Origin of the sequence: Sporosarcina sp. YIM B06819 (assembly GCF_033485175.1) — a bacterium.
Lineage (GTDB): Bacteria > Bacillota > Bacilli > Bacillales_A > Planococcaceae > Sporosarcina.
In genome coordinates this window covers 113,747-137,460 of sequence record NZ_JAWLIQ010000005.1, presented here as the reverse complement: position 1 = coordinate 137,460, position 23,714 = coordinate 113,747, and the positions used below count along the sequence as shown (strand labels likewise).

Below are 23,714 nucleotides of genomic sequence, written 5' to 3'. Positions count from 1 at the left end.
GTCAATTAATCGTCATCTTGGTCGTCGTCATTGTCCTCATGGTCTTTTTCAAATTTCAACACTTTCCCTGAAACCGCATCGATTTCAAAATCATATTCGTATGTGCCGTCTTTGATTTCGACTTCGTAAACTACACGGCCATCTTCATTGTCTAATTCGACTTTAGTTACCGTTCCTTTTGCTTGTTTCATTGCAATTCCAATAGCCGCTTTTTCCGAAATGTACTTTCCATTGGGGACGACATTATCATCTTGATCATCATTATCCATGTTGTCTTTCTCTGTACGCAATACTTTACCCGTTTGCGCATCGATATCGAGATCATATTCGATACCTTTCGATTGTACCTCTACTTCATAGATGTCACCTGATTTTTCACGATCTAATTCTATTTTTGTCACTTTACCATCGACAGAGTTTAAAGCAATTGCTTTCGCTTCCTCAGTCGTCAATAACCCTTTTGGCGTCACCGCTACACCCTGCTCCGCATTTGCTACCATTGAAACTCCACTTACTATAACCGCACCGGCTAATACCGGAATCATCATCCATTTCTTCATCTTTTAACTCCTCCTTTTGTTGTTATCTTTATATTACATCGCGAAGATGAGAAGACACTGAGAGTATTATTAGATTTTAATGAGAAGTTAACTTTCCTCCCACGTGACGGAAATTATTTTTCCCGAAATAGCGTGGATTTGAAAGGTGGCTTCGCGATCATCCTTTGTATCTATTTCAATCAGGTAATAGCCCCCGTCTTCGGTCTTTTCGTAGGAGAAGTCATCAACTTCTTCTATTTGCTCACCCTTCAGTTGTCCAAGTGCAATTTTAATGGCTTGTTCTTTCGTAATGAGCGCATTTTCCCCTGTCGTTTCCTTCATAATTTCGGAGATTATATTACCAGTTATAGCGTCAACCGTTACTTGTGTAAACTTCGGATCTTTCGACAGCGTTACTTCGTAAACCGGCGCTTCCTTATCCGTATTCAATGAAATTCGTTTAGCTGTTCCGGCGTATTTCTTCAAAAGAACTTCCTTAACCTCGGCTTCGGAAAGCATATGTGGTTGCGGGATCTCTTCTGTCATTTTACTGGTCTGAGAAAGCGATATAACACTTCCCGTCACTGCATCGACTTTAGCTGAATAACTGGCTCCACTTCGCGTCATTTCAACTTTATAGATGTCACCTTCTATTGCAATTTGGTCGACCGTCCCTCCATACATATCCTCTAGCTGCGTCCGAATATCATCAGCTGCTATTGGCTCCTTCTCGTTGATTAAACTTGCTATATATAATCCACCCACCGTTAAGATAACGATGGTTAAAAGACTAGGTATGAACCATGGCTTTATTTTATTATTTTGCATTCCACTCGCCTCCTTTCGTTCATCATACGGGGTGAACATTAAAAATCGGTGAGAATCTGCCGTTTGGGAATAATGATTCGGAAAGTGGTTCCCATTCCAACAACACTTTCGATTTTCAGTTCCGCACCGAGGCCCTCTGCAAGTTCTTTTGCAATTGCTAGTCCAAGACCGGTTCCTCCCGTTTTCCGGTTTCGGTCTTCATGAACCCGATAAAAACGGTCGAAAAGTTGCGGGAGGGCTTCTTCTGGGATACCATTTCCGTAGTCTGTGACAGCAATGGAAATGTGAGCTTTAGTTTCAGAAACGACTGTTTTAATTTCCCGTTCGCTGTATTTTCGTGCATTGTCGAGTAGTATGAATAGAAGCTGTCTAAGCTTATCAGGATCTGTCACAACAACGGTGGGGCCATTCCCTTCTAGGATGAAATCCCGTGTGTATGCTTGACGCATCGGTCGCAAGGTCTTTTCAATCAACGCATGGACATCAGTTTCCACAAAGTTAAATGCGACTTGTTCTTGATTTCTTGCAAGTTGAAGCATTTGCATAATCATGTCCTTCATACGTATGGATTCGCTAAGGATTGCCCCCACTGCCTCTTCTGCCACTGAAAGGTCATCAAAACCTCGCCGCGATAGAAGCCGAGCATAGCTTTCGATAACCGTGAGCGGCGTTTTTAATTCATGCGAGGCATTTGAAACAAACTGTTCTTGCTTTTTGAAGTTGCTCTCAAGCTGACCCATCATATCATTGAACTCATGACCCATTTGCGCCATTTCGTCCTTCCCTTCTGCAGGTACATCTATCTTTTCATATGTTCCTGTTTGCCGACTTTGGGTCATCGTTTTAATGAGGTTATCAATTGGTTGGATCACGATACGACCAAGCGTAACGCTTGAGACTGTAATCGGGATCATTGCAATCACGGTCACGCCCATGAGGATGAGCATGAGTAGGCGTAAGCTGTGTTTTACATCGATCAACTGTTGAATCATTTGCAGTTGGACCACTTCGCCATCTATCCATATGATTGGCATATTCAGAGTCATTACCGGTGTCTTATTAAATTCGCCAATTGAATACTTTTCCACGGGTCCAATTTCAGGATGGTAGCTCTCAATCCCTTCTACCGATTGGGATTCAACTTTTACCTTGCCGGTAGAATCAAGAACACGAACTGCACCGTTAGGCGGAATGTAGGCGCGGAGCACCGTTGCAGGATTTTGTCCAGTCATCCTGCTGAGTGAAGCAATAAGGTCTTCCGACTGCATCTTCACTTGATGATATTCTGTGTCAAACGCTAATTTTTCGTATACAAAATAGATGCCTGTGTTCGTCAATGCTAAGATGACGAGCATAAGGAGTGTAGAAAAAAGGTGGATCTTCGTTTTAAGCCTCATTGGCTTGCTCCTTTAAAACATAACCAACTCCCCGAATCGTCTGGATAAGCGTACTTTTTTCTCCTTGTTCGATTTTTTTTCGGACATATCGAATATACACATCAACGACATTAGTATCACCGTAATAATCGTACCCCCAAACGGCGTCTAGCAACTGTTCGCGTGACAGTACTTGGTTCGGATGTTTCAACAGATGAAGTAAAAGATCGTACTCTCGTGGCGTTAATTCGATGGAACGCCCATTTCGTTTCACTTCGCGTGTCTGCTCATGGATAGACAAACCGGCGAACTCAAGGAGATATTCATCCTTAGTTACTGTAGGCCCAATCGTTTTTGAAAATCTAAGTGCCGAACGAATCCTAGCGAGTAGTTCGCCGATTTCAAATGGCTTGGTCACATAATCATTCGCTCCTAGGTCAAGCCCCGCTACCTTGTCCTCCACATCATTTTTTGCTGTCAATAAAATCACTGGCGTAGTCGCCTCCGTTGCACGAATTCGACGAAGCACATCAAGACCATTCAATCCCGGTAACATTAGATCGAGCAGCACTAAATCCCACTGTTGTTCACGATATTTAATCAAGCCATCTGGTCCCGTATGTGCAATACCCGTCACATATCCTTCAAATTCAAGCTCAAGTTGAAGAACACGCGCGATATTCTCTTCATCCTCAATAATCAATATTTGCTCTTTCACTTGATTCACCCACCATTTTTTTCTTTTATCTTAACAGATATAGACAAAAAATAGAGACCTTCGCTATTCACGAAGATCCCTGTTTGTATTAGTGTGTGATTTTCTCGTTATTTTTATGCGCATGATACATACTCTTTATTAATGTTTCTAACATCACCGGCATTTCAACAAAGGCACTATCGACATGCAAGCGCTCCGTACGTTGATGCGCATCTTTGCCAAACGGTCCTACATTCAAAACAGGTGCTTTCAACTTAGCCATGTCCGCAAAAGGAATACTATACGTATCGCCCCATACTGGTGTATTGCTCTCGAATGCAGCCCAGCCGTTTGTATCGTCTTCATAATTAACATAGCTTAGATCACAAATACCATTAAAATAGTGGATTTGCTCGACTGTGTTATTGAATGTCCCCGCCGCTTTCTTCATCAACTCAATTGATTGAATGACAAGTGGGTTATCCGACGAGTTTATGGCTGGATAATAAGGAGGTGCGTATAACAACACGGTTGCTGGCGCAAGCTCCTGGCATTGAATCATCAAATTATCGACGATACGAAGCGATTTTTCACGGTCATCCCAATCATCATTTTGGAGTGCTTCTTGTTTCCAACGTTCGACTTCTTCCAAACCAAGTTTTTTTATGGCATGTTCCAAAAGTTGTTCGTAACGTAACACCCTTACACTCCCTACGCCTGCCACTCGCTCTCGATCACAAATGATTGTGTAGCTGTCGTTGCAAGCATCCATCGCCTCGTTCGCCACTTGTTCAAACAAATCCATTACTTCAGCCGCGGTACGTTTTAATAGAAAGACATTGTATAATGCCACTGCACGGTACGGCGTTTGCGTTGAATATTGTAGCTTTAAATCTTTTTGTTGCAATGAAACCGGTAAAGGCGTACTTTCCCCAAGATCCGTTTCACGGAACAATGGATTCCATTCCATACGTTGCGTCAAAAATGATGCAATATAGTTCGCAGTCATACCTTTCATAGGTTCACCAACATGCGTTTCCTTGCCGTAAAATAATGCAGCTGGCATGATTTTCCCAATTGTACCCGAGTAAATATATTCATCAATATCTAGCGGTTTTTGCGAAAAGGAAGGCTCACTATTTAAAAATAACTTGTACGTCAAACCATGTTCTTCACGAATACGGACAAGTTCTGTTACCGCCGCGCGCATACCTGCCGAGTTGACCTCTTCATCGGGAACTGTTGTCAATATCAGATTGATTGGCCATTGTTCAACACTCGCTTTTTCAATTAACTGCATGTGCAGAGCAAGCCCCATCTTCATATCCATCGTGCCACGCCCAAACAGATACTTGCCGGACTCTAAATCAATTCGTGCAGATTCAGGCAAATCTTCCTTGTGCTCTAGCAACTTCTTCGTCAACTCTTCCGGATGAAATGCAAGTGGCTCTAATACGCCATATTCTTCCGTCCACACCGTATCAAAATGGCTAATCAGTACAATTGTCTCTGTCGCCTTCGGATGTTTGTACAGAGCTGTCACTGCCTGACGACCCAAACCTGCATCATGTAATTCTAAGTGACTAGGATTATCACGGAAGTAATCTAACCCCTTCAACTTCTCAGCCACTTTCGGTGCAAATGTCCGCTCTCCCTTCGTCAACGTGCGACTATCCCAACTTACAAGCTCGCATAATAACGCTCGAAGCGTGGACGGGGTACCCCATCTGAATTCACTCATAACCATGCTGCTACTAAAAACATAGAAGAAAGTGTAAGTTCTTCTACGCTAGACAATTTCCTGCTTCCTCGCACCCCGCCTCGCCACTTGCTCACTACTACAGTTGGTATAGCACTCCACAGGCGTAAATTCGGATGTAGCCCACCCTACATATACACGTTACCGTTCTGTGATAATTGTATATTCCTTTGCGCATTTCAAATTTAAACTGGCATTAACATCTCGGTCAAGAACCGTATTACAATTGTCACAGGCAAATATCCGCTCTGAAAGACTGAGTCTCGTCTTTTTGACACCACAAGTTGAACAAAGCTTAGAGGATGGATACCACCTATCTACTAGTCGCAGTTCAATACCCTTCTCAAGACATTTATCCGTCAACATTGCTCGAAAAGCAGAAAAACATTGCTGGGCAACAGTTTTAGATAAATGCCGATTTTTCATCATGCCTTTCACGTTTAAATCCTCAATCGTGAGATACATTGGTTTGGTTTTCACCAACACACTCACCACATACCGAATGTATTCTTGTCGGATGTTTACTAGTCTAGCGTGCAATTTTTGAACAACTTGAAGTTGTTTCTGCCTGTTTTTAGCGCAGAAGTCACCTCTCTTTCGATTCTTATTTTGTTCATAACTGCGACTCAGTTTCCGCTGTTGTCGCTTCAAGCTTTTCTCTAATTTAATAACTGGTTGAGTCTTGTTGATGTTATCGAATCGGACATGATGACTACAAACTGCAAAAGTACGGAGGCCCACATCAATGCCAATCCCATCATGCTCGGGGATATAGGCTTCTTTCACTTCTTCAACCTCACATAAAACAGAGACAAAATATCGACCGGCTTTTTGCGACACTGTGCAGTTTATGACCGTTGCATTCGTCGGGATATACCCCATTTCCTTTAAACGAACCCAGCCAATCGTCGGGATTTTAATGCGATGGCGTTCTACTGGCAAATCAGTCGCATTATTTTTCGGGAAATAGGCTTTTACGTCTTGATTTCTTTTCTTTTTAAACCGTGGAAATTTGGCTATCCTTTTAAAAAAATTTCGATAAGCCTTATCTCCGTTTATAATGGCTTGCTTCACAGCTTTACTGGAAACTTCCTTAATCCATTGATCGGTTTCTTGTGTATGGACATTATTCAGCCATTTAGAAAAGTCATACCCCGATAGGTGTTTCTTCGTTTGTTTATAGTGTTCTTGTGCGGTATGGAGATATAAGTTGTAGACATATCGACAAACACCGATCGTTTGGTTGACTCTTTGTTGTTGGGCAGCGGTGAGGAGAACTTCTGTTTTATATGCTTTTTTCAAAACAAGCATCCCCTTTACTTTTTGCGCTTTCAATCACAGTTTCAACTTCATTAACAACCATATACCCTATTTACCGCACAGATAACCACCTGAAAAGCTTCGAAGTCCATCAATCTTTTACTACGTTATTCTATGATCTGACAATCAATGTTTTTGATAGCAGTAGTTAACTCCTTTATTTAACAAGTTCCACTTGAATATCATGATCAACCTTATTCTTTTTCTCTAATTTAAACTTATAAAACAGCATACATGCGATGAAAAAGCCTACACCATAGTACAGACCTATGCGTTGCGTCGGATCGAATGCCAAAAAGACTAATATGAACAAACAAAACGCAATACAGAATAACGGGACAAACGGATAAAACGGAACTTTATATTTTAAATTCTCCAGTTTCCCACCTGCTTTCAAATAACGACGGCGGAACATAAACTGCGAAAATGCAATTCCCATCCAAGAAATCGTCACCGAAATACCCGCGATGGACATTAGTAAGATAAATACCGCATCCGCTTCCATAACACTAGTCAACAATGACAACAAAGAGAAGGACATTGTGAAAATCAATGCCATTAGTGGAACCTTGCGCTTAGAAAGACGACCAAATACCTTTGGAGCCATCCCTTCATTCGCCATTGCCCAAAGAAGACGTGTTGACGCGTATAAACAAGAGTTACCTACTGACAAAATTGCCGTCAAAATAACAAAATTCATAATTCCTGCTGCATACGGAACACCCGCAATTTCCATCAAGGTCACAAACGGACTAGCTAACAAGCCCAGTTCAGATGCTGGGAAAATAGCCGATAAGACGATAATCGAAGCAATGTAGAAGATGACAATTCTAATAAGTATCGTGCGAATTGCTTTTGGAATATTCTTTTCAGGGTTTTCCGTTTCACCTGCCGCAATACCGACCAACTCTGAACCTTGATAAGAGAAAATAACATTCATCATCGTCACAAAGACAATCGCAATACCTGCCGGGAACAAGCCTGTTGGTGCTAAATTTGTTAAAAACGGTGTCGTTCTATCTTCTAGCGGAATAAAACCAAAAATGGCCGCAAACCCGATGATGATAAACAAGACAACCGCCAGTACTTTAATACCCGCAAACCAAAACTCTGCTTCCGCAAAGCCCCTAGTCGTCAATGCATTCAATGCAAACAGAAGGACCATAAAGACCAGGCACCAAATCCAGATAGGCGTATCCGGGAACCAGTGCTGCATAAGTATTCCAGCGGCTGTAAATTCAACCCCCGCCGTTGCAGCCGAACCTACAAAATACATCCAGCCTAGTGAAAATCCCGCTGACGGACTAATATAACGTGTTGCATATGTCTGGAACGAGCCTGTCACTGGCATATGAACAGCCAACTCCCCAAGACAAACCATCACCATATATAAAATTAGACCACCAAATAGGTAACCGAGCAGGGCCCCTCCTGCTCCAGATTGATTGATTGTATAGCCTGCATTCAGAAACAGTCCTGTTCCAATAACACCCCCGAGAGAAAGCATAAACAAATGGCGACTTTTCATGGAACGGTTCAATTGATTGTGTAGCGGTTGTTCCCCTTTAGTGGACATGAAATTTCCTCCCCTATTTTCCCTATACCTTTATGTTAAAATCGCAATGACAAACAGCTTAATCCACCATCATGCTTTTGCACTTCAGACATATCTAGTTCAATCGTTTGATAGCCCGCTTCATTAAACTTACGTTTTGTTGCTTCAAAGCCTGCTGGAAGAATGACATAATCATTGACGCGAATACAGTTAGCAGAGTACTCGTCTTCCTTACCAATCACAATCTTGTCATAGCTTTCAAATGCTGGATGATCCACAAACTCACCTGCTACAACCATCCGATTATCTCCCAGATACGCAATTCCCGTTTTTAGATGGAAAAACTCTTTTAACGGAATGATTGTCGCGCCAAAGCCTTCCTTCTCCAACAACTCCTTTAACTGAAGTGCGCCTTGCTCATTTGTCCGTTCAGAAATACCTATATAAAATTGATCCTCTGCTTGAAGAATATCGCCGCCATCCAGTGTCCCAGGTGACGTTATATAATAAAACTTGTCATAAAAGCCTTTCAACGTGCTTTCAATTTCTACGATTTCTCCATTACGCGAATCTGCCCCTGGATTTGTAATGACTGCAAACTCAGACGTTAATACAGCGGCATCTTCTACAAATGTCGAGTCTGGAAATTCTTCGCTTGCAGGGAGATGTGTAACTGCCACACCGCATTTTTCCAATGCTTCTATATAACTTTTATGTTGTACTAGTAACTTTTCAAATACCGGCTTTCCTAAATCAGACGTCGTCAATCCATTCAAATAACTTTTTCCAGGTGTTTTTACGATAACATTTTTAAAAAAACTCATTTCAATTCCACTCCTCTATTATTAGTTTCTTACAACAGGACTCGTCAGACACGTTGGCCCACCGGTTCCTTTTATGCTAATCTCTTCACCCTTGTATTCATAGACTGTTGCTCCTGCATCTACAAGCTGTTGTTTGGTGGAAGCGTTTCCATCCACCATTACACAAATCCGTGGTGCAAGTGCCAATACATTACAACCGAGCGTATGATATTCATCCTCTGGTACTTCAACCAACTGAACGCCCCGTTCGATTAATAACTGACGGAAAAATACCGGCATCAGACGGGAATGAACAACTGCCAAATCACGATCCACCATACTGATGAACGACATTAAATGAAGACACTCCGCTTCACCTTGGTCATGAGGCAGTTGAACGACAATGAATTCATCGACAAAAGGCGCAGTCATTTCTTTCAATTGCCGAATGGCTTCATCATTCGTACGATAGCCACGACCTACAACAATTGTTCGATCATCCAACCAAATGATATCACCGCCATCTGACACTGCATCTCCCGTCAATTCTCCGACAATCGGAATCTCCTTTTCCATAAGAAATTCTTTATAGACAGCTGCTTCTGGTTGTCTCAGCTTTTTACCGGATTTTAAAATAATGGCTCCCGCCGGCGTAAATTTTACCGGATCATGCGCATATAGCGAATCCATCCCTACTTCAGTGGATGCCGGCAAATAATCAATGTGTGGCACATGTTGTTCAAGAATCGCTATAAAAGCTGCAAATTCACGAACAGCCTCTTCGAAGTTTGGTTCTTCAAGGTAATTAAAAGTTTGCCATTGATCGGCAAGATGATGTTGATTACGAAAAGCTTCCGTAGGATTTTTCACAATCACTCGTTGTAGTGAACTATACATTGATGAACAAAAGGTCATTTCACTTCACCCTTTTCCGTCTAGTGGAAAACGTTTCCGAACAACGGAAAGTTTATATGTAAAATATATGCGATTCATGATACAATGTCAATGTATTTTGAATAATTAATTCTGCGAGACTTATTTTTTAGACAGGCGGTGCTGTATATGCAATCAATTGACCGTGCCATGACCGTAGCAAATGTCCTGGCAACGCACGCAACAGACAATGGGCTATCCATTTCAGAGCTTTCCAAACAATGTGAGTTACCTCTTAGCACGATGCACAGATTACTAAAAGCAATGATCAAACAAGGTATGGTCGAGCAGGATGAGCCTACAAAATGTTATCGACTTGGGACCATTTGGTTGGAATACGGTTTGAAAGTATACGATTCAATGGACTATATCACTAAAATTAGACCCGAGCTGGAACGCTTAATGAAAGAAGTAGAAGAAAGTGTTTACCTTAGTAAACCGTTAGGATTGGAGGCTATCATTATAGAAAGAATTGATAGTGAAAACAACGCCATTCGAATTTATGACCAACTCGGTTTACGCATTCCGATGCATATCGGCGCAGCAAATAAAGCAATGCTTGCCAATATGCCCACTACTAAATCGAATGCCATATTGAAGAGTCTCCTTTCGACAGAACAACTACATACAGTGGAAAACTCACTAAAAGAGATTAAACAACAAGGATACGCAATAAGTCATGGGGAAAGAACAGAAGGGACTTCTTCTGTCGCAGTAGCTGTTCGTGACGGATTAGGAGAAGTTGTAGGTGCGGTTAGTGTAGGGTTTGTCAGTTTTAACCTCACGGAGAGTCGACTGGAATTTCTAATTGAAAAAGTGGTGGAGACAGGTAGAAGGATTTCAGAAAAACTTGGTTCCAACGCCACTCATAACTAAAGTACTTACAAAAAACGACTCCTGCACATTTACATGCAAGAGTCGTTTCAGTTGCTTATAAAAAAATAATCATCGCCAACACTGCCGCCAAGATTAGTCTGTAAATCGCGAACGGCATTAGCTTAACACGTGAAATAAGTTTCAAGAAGAACCGGATGGAAATCAAAGCAAAAACGAACGCGCTGATGAATCCGATAATGTAAAACGATAGATAATCCATACTTAAATGTTCCCAGTTTTTCAGAACGGATACGAGGCTTGCACCTGCCATAATCGGAACCGCCATAATGAATGTGAAATCGGCTGCGGTCTTATGATTCATACCGAACAATACGCCACCAGAAATTGTAGCGCCGGAACGTGAGAATCCTGGCCATAGTGACAAACATTGTACAAGACCAACTGAAAATGCCTGTTTGTATGTAATTTGATCCAATGAGTTGACCCACGATTTCTTCGGACCGAATTTATCAGCTATAATCATCAGAATAGCCCCTGCCACAAGCGCTACAAGAACAGTTTCCTTTGTAAACAAATAGTCATCAATTAAATCTTTAAAGGCAAACCCAAGAATTACGGCTGGCAGCATCCCTACAATTACATGCGCCAAGTTAAATTGCTTGTTCGCTGCTACGCCCTCCATTTTATATAACCCTACAAGACTGAACAACCTTTTCCAGAATACGACAACTACAGCTAAAATGGACCCTAGCTGCACGACGATTTTAAACGTATTTGCTGGATAGTGCCCTAAGAACTCCTCTGTTTTCAACCACATATCATCGACAATAATCATGTGTCCCGTCGAAGACACTGGTGCAAACTCCGTCATCCCTTCAACGAATCCAAGAATCAACGCTTTAATCAAATCATATAATTCCATAACTAATTATGCCCTCTTTCCGCGGAAGCGAATGATCCAAAAAATGATCGCTATACCGCCAGTTACTAGTAGTACGTAAACAATGTTTGAATAAATGTCCATATAATACACGATTGATTGCCAATTATCCCCGACTGCAGCCCCAATGAAAACGAGTGCCGTGTTCCAAATTAAACTCCCGGCGGTTGTCAGTATAATAAATAGCGGAAAATTCATGTTTGACATCCCAGCCGGAATCGAAATAAGACTCCGAATTAATGGTACGAGGCGACAGAATAGTACTGTCCAAGGGCCATATCGGTCGAACCATGCGTCAGCCCGATAAATATCTTTTCTTGTAAGACGTAATAGACCGCCCCATCGATCGACAATTTTCTCTAGGCGTGTCACGTCGAGAAGTAGACCAGCGCTATACAGAATCATTGCCCCGATTACCGATCCTACTGTCGCCGCAAGGACAACACCCATTCGCGTCATATCGGAATACGTCGTCATGAATCCACCAAACGTCAAAATCACTTCAGATGGGATTGGCGGAAATACATTCTCCACCATAATTAATAGAAATACACCAAAATAGCCGAACTGGCTCATAAATTCAGTCATCCAATTTTCCACGACACGCCCCCATCATATAACTTTACTAAATATAGAATATAAGTGCAAACCGAACATCGAAGGGTTTGGTTTGTATAATTTCCGCGCCCTTTTGCAGAAATTATACAAACCGTACTTACCGACTAACAAAAAGTAGACGCCTTCTACTTTGATGGAGTTCCCTTTCCACCAACTACTTTACGCAAATGATTCTATTCTTATGACCCTTCTGCAGTAAGTAGTTATTCTTTCTTTGTGGATAACTCGCGAGAAAGTATAGTTATCCACAATAGTTAGTGTATAACTTGTGTAAATGTTTATAATTTCTGAATTTTGCATATAAAATCATCTTTTCCTGTTAGTAAGCTCATTTTTCCTGAAAAAGATATCCACAATACCTTATGAATTAGTCAACTTGCAAAAAGATAAGTTGATTTTACTCTTCCTCCAAGCCCACATTCAATAGGTAGTCTAGTAAATTATATTTACAAATGAATCAATTTCATAATAGAATAATTAACCTTGGAATCCGAACGAGGTTGATTTGCGCTTCAGGCGGACGCTTTCCGCGGGCACGGCTTCAGCCGCTTCCCTCGCTACGCTCAGTCCAGGGTCTTCAGCTCGTGCTGTTCCCGCAGGAGTCGCCGCCTTACGCTCCAATCAACGAAAGTGGAACATCATATTTGCGAATATTGAAATTCATAATCGAATAATTGTTCGCCTTTTTAATCGAAATAGGTAATTATGAAATTGATTCAAATAACTAACAAATTTGTTTCACTAAAGCATCAATCATTTGATTGATTATATGGAAGTTACAGGCGACTAATGCAAAAAAGGACTCCAACCAGTATGGTTTTGAAGTCCTTTTTTTGTTACTTACACTTCCTGATAATGCTCATTCAATTTAGTACGCAGCGAGGCTTTCAGGAATTTACCGACTGATGTTTTCGGAATTTCATCCAAAAAGATGACATCGTCTGGAACCCACCATTTCGCAAACTGCCCTTCCAAATAGCTGAGCAACTGTTGTTTCGTTGCTTCATCCCCGATTTGTCCCTCATGCAATACCACGCAGGCGAGTGGACGCTCCAGCCATTTTTCATGCGGCACGGCGATAACTGCCGCCTCGAAAACAGCCTCATGTGTCATCAATGCATTCTCCAAGTCGACAGACGAAATCCATTCGCCCCCACTCTTGATCAAATCTTTTGTGCGGTCGGTCAATTTAAGATAACCGTTGTCCATCATCACCGCGATATCGCCCGTATAAAGCCAACCATCTCGGAATGCTTCGTCCGTCCGCTCATCCTTGTAATATTCGCTCGCAATCCACGGTCCACGAATGGCCAATTCTCCCATTGTTTTGCCGTCCCAAGGCGCATCGCCATTTTCATTGACAATACGTACTTCGAGACCTGGCATCGGCAATCCTTGAAGTGCACGAACATCGATTTTCTCATCCATTGTCAAATCAGCCATCCCCGATGTCAAGACAGATAGGCTGACTAGCGGAGATGTTTCGGTCATGCCATAACCAACGATGAAAGGCACACCTAGCTTCTCCTCGAATGCACGTATCAAGCCTTTTGGCGATGCCGAACCACCGCATACGATTGCCCGAAGTGATGACAGGTCTCTCGGGTTCTGTTCCTGTTCTTTCAGCACGGCAAGCCATATTGTCGGCACACCGGCAGTGAGTGTTACTTTTTCCTGCTCAATCAAGTCCAGCAGTAATTTCGGATTCATACCGGGTCCCGGAAGTACTTGCGTTGTTCCAAAGAAAACAGCGGCGAACGGCATCCCCCATGCATTGACGTGGAACATTGGTACGACTGGCAAGATGACATCCTGCTCCCGTAATCCCATTGCATCTGCCAGTCCTAGTGCATAACTATGGAGCACTAGACCCCGATGTGTATAGACAACCCCTTTTGGATTGCCCGTCGTTGCAGATGTATAACACATGCCGGCAGGCGTATTTTCATCGAGATCCTCTGGAAATACATAGGTATCTGATGCAGCTTCAAGAAGCGCTTCATAAGAATGGACATTTTCTAATGATGTTTCTGGAATGTCCTTGCTATCGCCCATGATGACATAGTGCTTTACCGTTTTGAGATAAGGAGCTAGTTTTTCAAGATGCGGAAATAAATTATCATCTACAAGTAGAATTTCATCTTCCGCATGATTGATAACGTACGCAATATGTTCTGGCGACAAGCGAATATTAATCATATGAAGGATTGCCCCTGTACAGGGAACACCAAAATAAGCTTCCAAATGGCGATGATGATTCCAAGCGAATGAACCGACCTTCGTTCCGTGCCGCATGCCCAGTTTCGTCAGTGCATCTGCAAGCTTTCGGGATCGTTTTGCGAAATCACGGTAGGGAATACGGTGAATCGTATTTTCCCCAGTGCGCGAAATAATCAGCTTGTCCGGGAAAAATTGTTCAGCCCGTTTGACGAAAGACGATAATAACAGCGGTGTTTGCATCATAAAAATCCATCTCCCTTTTCATCGAATGATAATATCAAAATTACAACTCGTCTAACCATGAACAATATGCGTACTCGACTCTACATATGCCCCTCCCATTTACTGAATAGGAAGATATTTATATATTAATAGAATACATGAAAGCGGTTACAACTTCCACAATAGTGTTAAATTATTTTCTGTACTTAGATGATATCAGTCCTAAGTCTTAGATAAATATCCGTTTCGCGCCCGTTTGGACAAACCGAAAACCGTTATAAGATTAAGCTACAAACGAAAGGAGGAACTATACATGAAAAAATTTTGTCTTGCAGCACTCGGCATTACGGCAGCTATCGTTGTCCTCGTGAATCTTGGATCACTTCTTGCCCTTGCCTTTTCCGCATTAATTGCCTATGCGGGGTTCCACTACTATAGAAAGAGCGAATCTACGTTCAAAAAATTAATCTGGGGAGCCGTTCTACTTATCGGCCTCTTTACAGCCATTTCCAATGTACCTGCTTTCTTAGGCATCATCGCCTTCATCGGCGTTGTCTATGTATGGCGGAAATGGAAAGGCACAGACAGTAACAACATCATCACAAATGTCTCAGATGATCCCTTCGTAAACTTCGAACGTCAATGGAACGAAATCACAAAATAATGAGGAGGAATTGACTATGAACACACTTTGGAACAGATTTAAATACTCCGTACAGGCGGATCTTCATACGTTATTCGACAAAAAGGAAAGCAAAAATCCAATTGCGATGTTGAATCAATACATTCGCGAGGCAGAAAAACAAACAGAATCCATTGGTAAATTGCTCGAACGTCAAAGCAAATTGAAAGTAGCACTTGAAAAAGAACTTATGGAAGCGGAAAAAATGGCTGACAAACGTCGTAACCAGCTTGAACTGGCACAAGCTGCCGGGGAAGAAGATCTCGTTGCATTTGCACAAGAAGAAATTGCCGCATACGACACTCGTGCTGCAGAATTGGCAGAAAGCGTCACGGAGACGGCTTATGAATTAATTTCGTTGGAGCGTAAATTCGAGGAAATGAAACATAAAGTGAAGGATATGAAGGTGCGTCAGCTACAATTGATGGGCAAAGAGAATGTCACGCGGGCGCATCATCGTATGGACCAAGTCATCTCTCCAGAAAACGCGGACAGCCGTGTTGCGTCCGTTGGTGAGATGAAACAATATATCGAGAACCTTGGCGGAAAAATTGAGCGTGAATACGAAACATCTTCCATGGAACGCCGTCTGGAGTCACTTGTCAAAGTAGAAAGTACTCCAACACTTGAAAAAAGTCCCGCAAAAGAAATGGAAATTGTGTAAACTAGGGGGAAGGCAGTCTAAATCCGCCACGTCCTAAATATGTGCCTTAATTTCTGCAAAAGTGCAGAAATTAAGGCACATCGAACCCTTTGCAGTTCGAGTCGCAACAAAGAGCGATGCAGTTCAATCCCTCTCCACTGCATGACCTACAAGGAAGGATGTAGTTCAATCCTTCCCATCTGTTGGCCCGAGGAAGGTACTCACCTTCCTTTTTTACTACTCTGACATCAAGAAAGGGGAATATCCCAATGAAACGCATTGATACAAACAAAACCACCTTTTGGGCGCTCGCCTTCCTGCTGCTCATTTTTGCCGAAACTTTTTTTCTTCGTAACGGCAATATTGTGTTCGTCCTTCTTGGTGCCGGACTCCTTTACTATGGTTCGCGCAAACGTTCGAAGTGGATGTTTTTGCTCGGCTTTTTCTTCATTGCCATGGCACTCTTCACTCTATGGAGTTTACGTCTGGCCATTTTTGCAGCGATTATTTATATACTTGTTCGTTTATGGAAAGGTGTACCGTCGGACGAAATTATGCGGCCTCTTAAGGAATTTCAAAAGGAAACGCCAAATGGAATCTGGAAAAATAAATTATTTTCTGTCCAATCCTCCCCTTTTTCATCCTATGAATGGCAGGATATTCACATCCAAGGCATTTTCGGAGATTTACATATTGACGTAACAGACACCGTGTTACCAAAAGGGACTTCTTTAATTTCTGTGAGACAGGGCTTCGGGAAAATCAAAATTGAACTCCCCTATGAAATTCCGGTCCGTATCCATTACACAACGCTGTTCGGGGATGCCCGGTTATTTGATACGCATCGCAAACGGCTCATTAATGAGTCTCTTCATATGAAAGACAGTTATGAAGGTGTCCAAAAGGATAGCGCGGAGCTCATCATCACACTTTCCTCATGGGCAGGAGATGTCGAGGTGACGCGAAAATGAAAGCAGTTATAGGACGCGGTCTATTTTTGTCATTGTTATTTACCGGCATAGCGGCAGTTTACGCCTATTTCCTACTCGATTTACCGTTAGATGAAAGCTGGTTCGCCTTTTACGAATTGCAGTTTGCGGATGTACCACTTGGTTGGTGGATTTTGAACACCACCCTTTTACTCGGCTGGGGAATTGCCTTTTGGACAAATTTTTTAGGGCGGTCTAAAGAAAAAGCCCTGGAGCAAAGGTTATCCGATTTGATTGATACAGAAAAAGAGCATTACCCGAAAGAAAAGTTCACACCACGTATGGACCGGGCTATTGATACGGTATCGACGGTCATCCATACGCAGCGCAAAAGTTTACAGCGCATTACCGACGAGCGTGCCGAGGCGCAAGATCAGCTAATTCAAGAGCGCATTGTGCAAGAAAGGCAGCGGCTAGCGCGCGAACTACATGATTCCGTGTCACAGCAACTATTTGCTGCCTCCATGCTACTATCCGCAATTACGGAAAGTAACGACGATACGGAAGCGCAAAAACCATTGCTACAAGTGGAGCGCATGGTTCAACAAGCTCAACTCGAAATGCGAGCATTGCTCCTTCATTTGCGACCAGCAGCATTGAACAATAAATCACTCGCCGAAGGACTTGAAGAATTATTAGTGGAATTACGGGAGAAGGTCCTGTTCGATATTCGGTTTCGCTTGGAAGAGGTGACCTTATCAAAAGGAGCGGAGGATCATTTATTCCGTATTGCGCAGGAAACGCTATCTAACACGCTGCGTCATGCACAGGCAACAGAAGTCGATGTGTTATTCGTCGAACGTGACGGTCTTGCCATTTTCCGCGTGCAAGATAACGGGGTAGGATTTAAAGATAGCGATGGCAAAGGCGGATCGTATGGCTTACAAAACGTCAAAGAGCGCGCCATTGAAATTGGTGGTACCTGCAAAATCGTTTCCATCCCGTCGCAAGGAACGATTGTCGAAGTAAAATTGCCCGCACGGAAAGGGGAGGAAGTAATTGATAAAAATCTTATTAGTGGATGACCACGAAATGGTACGAATCGGCGTGTCTGCCTATTTGCAAATTCAACCCGATATGGAAGTGGTCGGCGAGGCAGTGAATGGACGAGAAGCTGTCGGAAAAGCACTAGAGTTACGGCCTGATATTATTTTAATGGATATGGTCATGCCCGAAATGAACGGCGCCGAAGCAACTGCCGCCATTATTAAAGAATGGCCTGAAGCCAAAATCGTCATTGTCACAAGCTTTTTGGACGATGATAAAGTCTATCCCGCGCTAGAAGCTGGCGCGATTAGCTACATCTTGAAAACCTCCAATGCCAAGCGCATTGCAGAAGCCATCCGGGAAACATTGAAGGGCCAAACCGTGTTAGAGCCTGAGGTAACGACGAAAATGATGAAAAAAATGCGCGCGGGCAATGAACGTCAGCTACACGATGAATTAACTGAACGTGAGCTTGAAATTTTATTGCTACTTGCGCAAGGAAAGACCAATCAGGACATTGCAGATGACTTATTTATCGCATTGAAAACGGTGAAAACTCATGTTAGTAATTTGTTAGCTAAGCTCGAAGTGCAAGATCGGACGCAAGCTGTGATTTATGCGTTTAAGCATGAGTTGGTGGAGTGAATGAAAAGGCGGGAGCCAGTCACTGTTACCATTAGGCCAACAGGATGTTGGTCATGCATTCGTTGCCAATCGAACTGCGAAGGGTTCGATTTGCCGTATTTCTGTGCTTTTTGCAGAAATTAAGGCACATTTTCAGGACGCGGCGAACTTAGAATGCCTTCCTGGACGCGAATGGTTTCAGTGGCCCGGCACCCGCGAGTGTGCTTATTCCGCCGTCACACTATTCAATCCATGAATAATACCCGCGTGAATACCTTCATGCCATACTGCAAATTGGACAACCGCCTCGGCTGTTTCCATTGTGTGCATAGGACCAATCGCCATCGGCTCAGCCAATACATTGCTAAGATTTCCTTCTAACGCCGCCATGACGCGCGCTGGTTGCTCTTTCAATGCAGCAAGAAGCTCTTCATTTGCAGGAACATTTTCACCCCAGCCTCCAGGACTTGACCCTGTTACAAAAAAGGGAAACCATTCAGAATGTACCGGCACATAATCTCCAACCGCTTTTTGAGCGAGCATTTCCATTGAGACCAAAATATGACCTGCATTCCAACGAATTGTGTTGTTAAAACCACTCGGCTGTATGTCCCACGCTTCTTCAATTGATTTTTTAAGGCGTCCTAATGTATATATGCGCGCCATATTCAACTGCTTTAGTGTTTCGATACCAATCAATCCTTTCCTGTTTCCTATTGCAACTTTAGCCTATTTTCATCAAGAACATCAATAAAAGCAACCGCCCCACATTGGGATGGTTGCTTATACTTCATGGTTTTGCTGGTACATTATTCGTTTTCTCTCCATTCCACTTATCATGCGATTCTTGATTGAATTCGCGATCGGGCTCTTCCTTATCGTCAAAAGGGAAAGGTTCATCTGATTTTGGTTTGTCGTATCCATTGTCAGCCTTATTTGCGGCAAAAGCAGAAGGCTCGTTTTCACCTGTCTTACCCTGCGCGTTTTTCCTAAACACATCAGTCACATTTGAATCGGCCGGATCTGCCAATGGTAGCTCATCTGTATTAACCACCCCCGCCACTTTTGGTTCAAAATCTTCCTTGTTTGGGTACTTTCCATCGGATTTTGTCATTATACACTCCTCCTTCTCTTTATCTATTCAATAAATAAAGCCAATTCCCTTTTATTCTATTCCTCTAAATGGATGAAATTAAACCCCTTTTCAAAAATTCTTGAAACTTCCTATACCCCATAACGTCTTATAATAAACTTTGGAGGTGATTTTTTGAACAAGTTCATCGGCTCTGCATTACCTCTTATAAGCATCACCATCCTTATTTGGATTGAACAAGGATTAGAAGTTGCCTACCTGTGGAAAACAATGGCGAAGGCCATCCTTTTCTTGGTCATCCCATTTATCCTATTCGGAAAGAACGGATTTTCATTCCTACGTCTACGTCAAACCGATAATAAAAGTATGAAAATTGCAATTGGTTCGGGTCTAGCCATTATGGGCATTATCATCGGGGCATTCATCATTTTACTGCCATTTATCGATATTGATGCACTTGTTATCGACCTTGCGGATGCAGGTATTACACCAACAGTATTCCCGTTTATCGCTCTTTATATCCTATTTTGCAATTCTCTGTTGGAGGAGTTTTTCTTTCGAGGCTTATTGCCAACTCTTTTCGTAAAATCGCGTCTTCGTTTTATTTTGCCATCCTTGTTCTTTGCTATTTACCATATCGCCATTTTCCTACCATGGTTTAGCCCGCCACTTCTTATGCTCGCCGTCACTGGGCTGTGGATAGGCGGCATCATTTTTCAACTGGCTAATGAGCGCAGTCAAACCATTTTACCTTCATGGACCATTCATATGTTTGCGGATATCGGTGTACTGCTCGTTGGTGTCTATATGCTTTACTTTTATTAAAAAAACTGTACGCATTTGCGCACAGCTTTCTTATTTTATTCATCAAGCCGCTACGGTCACAGTCACTTTAAACAAATCGCCATCCACTTCGATTGTCATATTGCCATTATGCAAATCGACGATGGATTGCGCGATAGCCAAGCCGAGCCCTGAACCATCTGTATGACGCGATGTATCTGCCCGTTTGAACCGCTCAAATAACTCATCCGTATTTTCACCGAGTTCATACTTCGTCACATTTTTCACAACGAATTCAGCACGATCTTCTACTTTGCGCAATGTAATGTAAACGCGTGTACCGGGCAACGTATACTTTATGGCGTTGACAATTAAGTTATCGAGTACGCGCCACCAACGTTTGCCATCCACATAAGCTACAAGCGCAGAGTCAGGCATACTGACCCTGAAATCCAATCCCGTTTTTGAAATTTCTTCTTCGTGCTCCGCAAGCGCTTGTTGCAGTAATTGCGTCAAATCCACACGCTGTCGCTGCAACTCCAAGTTACCGCTCGCCATTTTCGATACTTCAAATAAATCCTCAATTAACGTCTTCAACCGCTGTGATTTTTTATCCAATACATCGACATATTTTGTACGTTCTTCCGCCGTCAGGTCTTCATTTTTCAATAAATCCGTGTACGTAATAATTGATGTCAATGGTGTCCGAAGATCATGACTAACATTGGTAATCAATTCTGTTTTCAAGCGTTCACTTTTCGCCTGTTCACTCATTGAATTACGAACACCTTCACGGAGATTATTCAAATTCTTGGCATGCTCTGCCAATGGGGATTTTCCTTCAATAACAATTTCCTTATGCAATCGCCCTTCTGCCATTGCTTTCGTAGACTCCATAATTTGATTCAAATATGCTGTTCTGCTCACAAAAATATAAATGAATGGCAGTCCCACAAACAAAGCAAGTGGAGCATAAAAGAGTATTAACGGTGGATACAGCGCAACACCAAACAACCCTATTCCCGCAAGGAAAAAACCAATAAGTAGAATGAGCATTTGCGTACCAATCTTCCGATTCAAAAACATGCCTTGCCAAACTAGTACGAACTTCGCACTATAACTGTCCTTAATCTCTTGCTCCAACTTCCCTTTAATCTTCGCATTTTCAACCAAGAGAACGAGTTGAAATACCATTGCCCATAGGAAGCCTAACAATATGCCAAACATACCTACTAACAGAACTCCATCTGAGATATGATACTGAACAACAAGCCTTATATATTGATATGGTATACTACTCACGAAAATCAGAACTACACCACATGAAAGAATTAATAAAGCGACTTTCAAGTCCAACTTTAACTCATGATAACGCGCTGTAAAACGGCTCATTGTCACCCATTCTTTGTTGAAACGTATAACTGTCAACAAAGCTACTAAGGAAAGTACACCAAGTCCCCATAAAATATAAACAGCTAGCTTTTCTTTGTTATATTGGGCTATATCGCTACCAAGTGAACTTTCCATTAATACGTCTTTTGGCACGACGACCGTTCCTTCAAAATTCTTCACCGCTTGTGGCTGACTTGGCTCCAAAGCAGCATCTGTCTTGTTCTCTGAGGCAGTCACCGTTTCCCGCTGATTATGCTCCACAGCAATTTCTTCTTGCTTAACTTCAGTCGCAACTCTATTCTTAAATATTGAAGCACTTATCTCATAACTCTCCGGCGGATAATCATGAATATTATAGTTGCTGTCCCAATTTGACTCTGCCCGTAAATAGCCTTCCTTCGCATTGAAAGTTTTTTTATAATAGGCCGCTGCATCGACATTTCCTGATTTAAATATTTCTCCTGTTTCGATGTCCGTTAGTTCATAACTGACAGGAAAGCTAAGCCTTTCCTTAGCATTTTGAATATATTGCTGCAGCTGTTCTTCTAACTGTTTCTCTTTACTCGCACGAACCTTCGCCTCTACATATGCGTCCGATTCAAAGTTTTTTCGAATGTCCTCGATTTTCGCATCACGTTCTGCCACCAATTTCAGTTTCAGTTTTTCACTCTTCGCAGCTTCCGCATCAGCAATTTGTTCTACATATTGCTCTTCAATATTGCCAATCTGCTCGGAAAGTGTGCCATAATAATTGCGATGCTCTTCAATTTCAGAACGAGTCACTGTAATTCGTCTTTTCTCCGCTTCTATATCAGGAGGATTCAAAACCGCTACCCCTATATTTTCATAAAAGCGCCACATCTCCCATTTAAAATCACTTATATCAACATAATTTTTACCAATATGCCGAGGGCTTTCTTGAATAAATGATAATAAAGACATTAAAAATACAGCTACTAATGAAGTCCAAACAATTATTTTCAAACTATGATTGTTTTTCACCGTCACACACTCCCTTTCATCAGCCGCGTGAGGTAAGCAATTGCTCTACGCGAACGTTCTATACCATTCCCAACCAAGTCAATGATGTGGGAGAAACAATAGCCAATACTTAGTGCCGCAATGACAAGCGCAACGATTGACCAAACAATTGTGTAATCATTTTTCGATTTTGTAACCAATACCCCACACCACCTTTACGTACCTCGGATTTTTTGGATCCGCTTCGATTTTTTCACGAATTTTACGAATGTGGACTGCCACAATATTTTCCGCATTGTACGCCTCCTCATTCCAAACGCGTTCATAGATTTCATGAATAGAAAAGACACGTCCGACATTTTTCATGAGTAGCTCTGTAATTTTGAATTCGATTGGCGTTAGTTTCACTGGATTGCCATCGAGGGTGATTTCCTTTGCTTCTTCATCCAATACTAGTCCATCAACCTCAATCGTTTTCTGCCCATCATACGTACCAAGTTGAACATAACGACGCAACTGCGATTTAACCCGCGCCATCAACTCCATTGGGTGAAAAGGCTTCGTCACATAATCATCCGCACCGACAGATAAGCCGTGAATCTTATCGGAATCCTCCGCCTTTGCACTCAGCATAATAATCGGGATATTGCGCGCTTCCCGGATTTTAAATGTCGCTGTAATGCCATCCATGTTCGGCATCATAATATCTAATATAAGTAGATGAACTTCATTGGCCTCTAGCAATTCAAGCGCCTCCAGCCCATCCGCAGCCTTTAGAACATCATAGCCATCATTTTTCAAATAAATTTCTATCCCATCACGGATATCCTGATCGTCATCCGCCACAAGCACTTTGAACTTCGCCATCATCCGCACCTCGCTTTTCTAAACTC

Annotated in this window: 24 protein-coding genes; 7 read left to right on the top strand and 17 right to left on the bottom strand. The window is 42.4% G+C overall.

Going from position 1 to position 23,714, the window contains the following annotated elements; translation table 11 throughout:
* Positions 1-5: 5 nt before the first annotated feature.
* From R2B72_RS03460 to R2B72_RS03420, 9 genes are all read right to left on the bottom strand, one after another.
* Positions 6-560: a PepSY domain-containing protein gene (locus tag R2B72_RS03460; protein WP_318614839.1), complete on the bottom strand. Its 555-nt coding sequence runs from the start codon at positions 558-560 to the stop codon at positions 6-8.
* A gap of 87 nt (positions 561-647) precedes the next feature.
* Positions 648-1,367 carry a PepSY domain-containing protein gene (locus tag R2B72_RS03455; protein WP_318614837.1) on the bottom strand — a complete coding sequence of 240 codons (720 nt, stop codon included), beginning with the start codon at positions 1,365-1,367 and terminating at the stop codon, positions 648-650.
* Between the two features lie 38 nt (positions 1,368-1,405).
* On the bottom strand, positions 1,406-2,764 hold the full coding sequence (locus R2B72_RS03450; RefSeq protein WP_318614836.1) for a HAMP domain-containing sensor histidine kinase: 1,359 nt from the start codon (positions 2,762-2,764) through the stop codon (positions 1,406-1,408).
* Positions 2,754-3,461: a response regulator transcription factor gene (locus R2B72_RS03445; protein ID WP_318614835.1), complete on the bottom strand. Its 708-nt coding sequence runs from the start codon at positions 3,459-3,461 to the stop codon at positions 2,754-2,756. The genes R2B72_RS03450 and R2B72_RS03445 overlap by 11 nt, the downstream gene beginning before the upstream one ends.
* Before the next feature lie 88 nt (positions 3,462-3,549).
* Entirely contained in the window at positions 3,550-5,181 is a 1,632-nt protein-coding gene (locus R2B72_RS03440; RefSeq protein WP_318614834.1) for a M20/M25/M40 family metallo-hydrolase, read from the bottom strand.
* 159 nt (positions 5,182-5,340) lie between these two features.
* Entirely contained in the window at positions 5,341-6,501 is a 1,161-nt protein-coding gene (locus R2B72_RS03435; RefSeq protein ID WP_318614833.1) for a transposase, read from the bottom strand.
* Between the two features lie 175 nt (positions 6,502-6,676).
* Positions 6,677-8,095 (bottom strand): amino acid permease, encoded by a 1,419-nt coding sequence (locus R2B72_RS03430; protein ID WP_318614832.1) that lies wholly within the window; start codon positions 8,093-8,095, stop codon positions 6,677-6,679.
* Positions 8,096-8,130: 35 nt separating this feature from the next.
* Positions 8,131-8,898, bottom strand: a complete 768-nt coding sequence (locus R2B72_RS03425) for a dimethylarginine dimethylaminohydrolase family protein (protein WP_318614830.1) — start codon at positions 8,896-8,898, stop codon at positions 8,131-8,133.
* Positions 8,899-8,919: 21 nt separating this feature from the next.
* Positions 8,920-9,792, bottom strand: a complete 873-nt coding sequence (locus R2B72_RS03420) for a dimethylarginine dimethylaminohydrolase family protein (RefSeq protein ID WP_318614829.1) — start codon at positions 9,790-9,792, stop codon at positions 8,920-8,922.
* A 147-nt stretch (positions 9,793-9,939) separates the two neighbouring features.
* Between R2B72_RS03420 and R2B72_RS03415 the strand changes: the two genes are divergently transcribed.
* Positions 9,940-10,686 (top strand): IclR family transcriptional regulator, encoded by a 747-nt coding sequence (locus tag R2B72_RS03415; RefSeq protein ID WP_318614827.1) that lies wholly within the window; start codon positions 9,940-9,942, stop codon positions 10,684-10,686.
* 55 nt (positions 10,687-10,741) lie between these two features.
* Here R2B72_RS03415 and R2B72_RS03410 read toward each other — a convergent pair whose 3' ends face one another.
* The 3 genes from R2B72_RS03410 to R2B72_RS03400 all read right to left on the bottom strand — a co-directional run bounded on the left by R2B72_RS03410 (position 10,742) and on the right by R2B72_RS03400 (position 14,668).
* Positions 10,742-11,569: an undecaprenyl-diphosphate phosphatase gene (locus R2B72_RS03410; protein ID WP_318614826.1), complete on the bottom strand. Its 828-nt coding sequence runs from the start codon at positions 11,567-11,569 to the stop codon at positions 10,742-10,744.
* Between the two features lie 6 nt (positions 11,570-11,575).
* Positions 11,576-12,187, bottom strand: a complete 612-nt coding sequence (locus tag R2B72_RS03405; protein WP_318614825.1) for a DedA family protein — start codon at positions 12,185-12,187, stop codon at positions 11,576-11,578.
* An 858-nt stretch (positions 12,188-13,045) separates the two neighbouring features.
* A complete protein-coding gene (locus R2B72_RS03400; RefSeq protein WP_318614824.1) occupies positions 13,046-14,668 on the bottom strand; it encodes a long-chain fatty acid--CoA ligase in 1,623 nt (540 codons plus the stop codon).
* A gap of 292 nt (positions 14,669-14,960) precedes the next feature.
* Here R2B72_RS03400 and R2B72_RS03395 point away from each other — a divergent pair, with 292 nt between their 5' ends.
* The 5 genes from R2B72_RS03395 (at position 14,961) to R2B72_RS03375 (ending at position 18,593) form a co-directional block, all read left to right on the top strand.
* Positions 14,961-15,311 carry an ABC transporter permease gene (locus tag R2B72_RS03395; RefSeq protein WP_318614823.1) on the top strand — a complete coding sequence of 117 codons (351 nt, stop codon included), beginning with the start codon at positions 14,961-14,963 and terminating at the stop codon, positions 15,309-15,311.
* A gap of 16 nt (positions 15,312-15,327) precedes the next feature.
* Positions 15,328-15,993, top strand: coding sequence for a PspA/IM30 family protein (locus R2B72_RS03390; protein ID WP_318614821.1), 666 nt, complete (start codon positions 15,328-15,330; stop codon positions 15,991-15,993).
* Positions 15,994-16,241: 248 nt separating this feature from the next.
* Positions 16,242-16,943, top strand: a complete 702-nt coding sequence (gene liaF / locus R2B72_RS03385; protein WP_318614819.1) for a cell wall-active antibiotics response protein LiaF — start codon at positions 16,242-16,244, stop codon at positions 16,941-16,943.
* A complete protein-coding gene (locus R2B72_RS03380; RefSeq protein WP_318614817.1) occupies positions 16,940-17,986 on the top strand; it encodes a sensor histidine kinase in 1,047 nt (348 codons plus the stop codon). The genes liaF and R2B72_RS03380 overlap by 4 nt, the downstream gene beginning before the upstream one ends.
* A complete protein-coding gene (locus R2B72_RS03375) occupies positions 17,961-18,593 on the top strand; it encodes a response regulator transcription factor (protein WP_318614816.1) in 633 nt (210 codons plus the stop codon). The genes R2B72_RS03380 and R2B72_RS03375 overlap by 26 nt, the downstream gene beginning before the upstream one ends.
* A 204-nt stretch (positions 18,594-18,797) precedes the next feature.
* Here the strand turns inward: R2B72_RS03375 and R2B72_RS03370 are convergent, their stop codons facing one another.
* On the bottom strand, positions 18,798-19,271 hold the full coding sequence (locus tag R2B72_RS03370; protein ID WP_318614815.1) for a DinB family protein: 474 nt from the start codon (positions 19,269-19,271) through the stop codon (positions 18,798-18,800).
* A 91-nt stretch (positions 19,272-19,362) separates the two neighbouring features.
* Positions 19,363-19,686, bottom strand: a complete 324-nt coding sequence (locus R2B72_RS03365) for a hypothetical protein (protein WP_318614814.1) — start codon at positions 19,684-19,686, stop codon at positions 19,363-19,365.
* A gap of 153 nt (positions 19,687-19,839) precedes the next feature.
* Here R2B72_RS03365 and R2B72_RS03360 point away from each other — a divergent pair, with 153 nt between their 5' ends.
* Positions 19,840-20,490, top strand: coding sequence for a CPBP family intramembrane glutamic endopeptidase (locus R2B72_RS03360; protein WP_318614812.1), 651 nt, complete (start codon positions 19,840-19,842; stop codon positions 20,488-20,490).
* Positions 20,491-20,532: 42 nt separating this feature from the next.
* Here the strand turns inward: R2B72_RS03360 and R2B72_RS03355 are convergent, their stop codons facing one another.
* From R2B72_RS03355 to R2B72_RS03345, 3 genes are read right to left on the bottom strand one after another with little or no spacing between them, the layout of a single operon-like run.
* Positions 20,533-22,842: an MFS domain-containing histidine kinase gene (locus R2B72_RS03355; protein ID WP_318614810.1), complete on the bottom strand. Its 2,310-nt coding sequence runs from the start codon at positions 22,840-22,842 to the stop codon at positions 20,533-20,535.
* Between the two features lie 2 nt (positions 22,843-22,844).
* Positions 22,845-23,021 (bottom strand): hypothetical protein, encoded by a 177-nt coding sequence (locus tag R2B72_RS03350; protein WP_318614808.1) that lies wholly within the window; start codon positions 23,019-23,021, stop codon positions 22,845-22,847.
* Positions 22,999-23,688, bottom strand: coding sequence for a response regulator transcription factor (locus R2B72_RS03345; protein WP_318614806.1), 690 nt, complete (start codon positions 23,686-23,688; stop codon positions 22,999-23,001). Before R2B72_RS03345 ends, R2B72_RS03350 begins: the two co-directional genes overlap by 23 nt.
* Positions 23,689-23,714 lie beyond the last annotated feature (26 nt).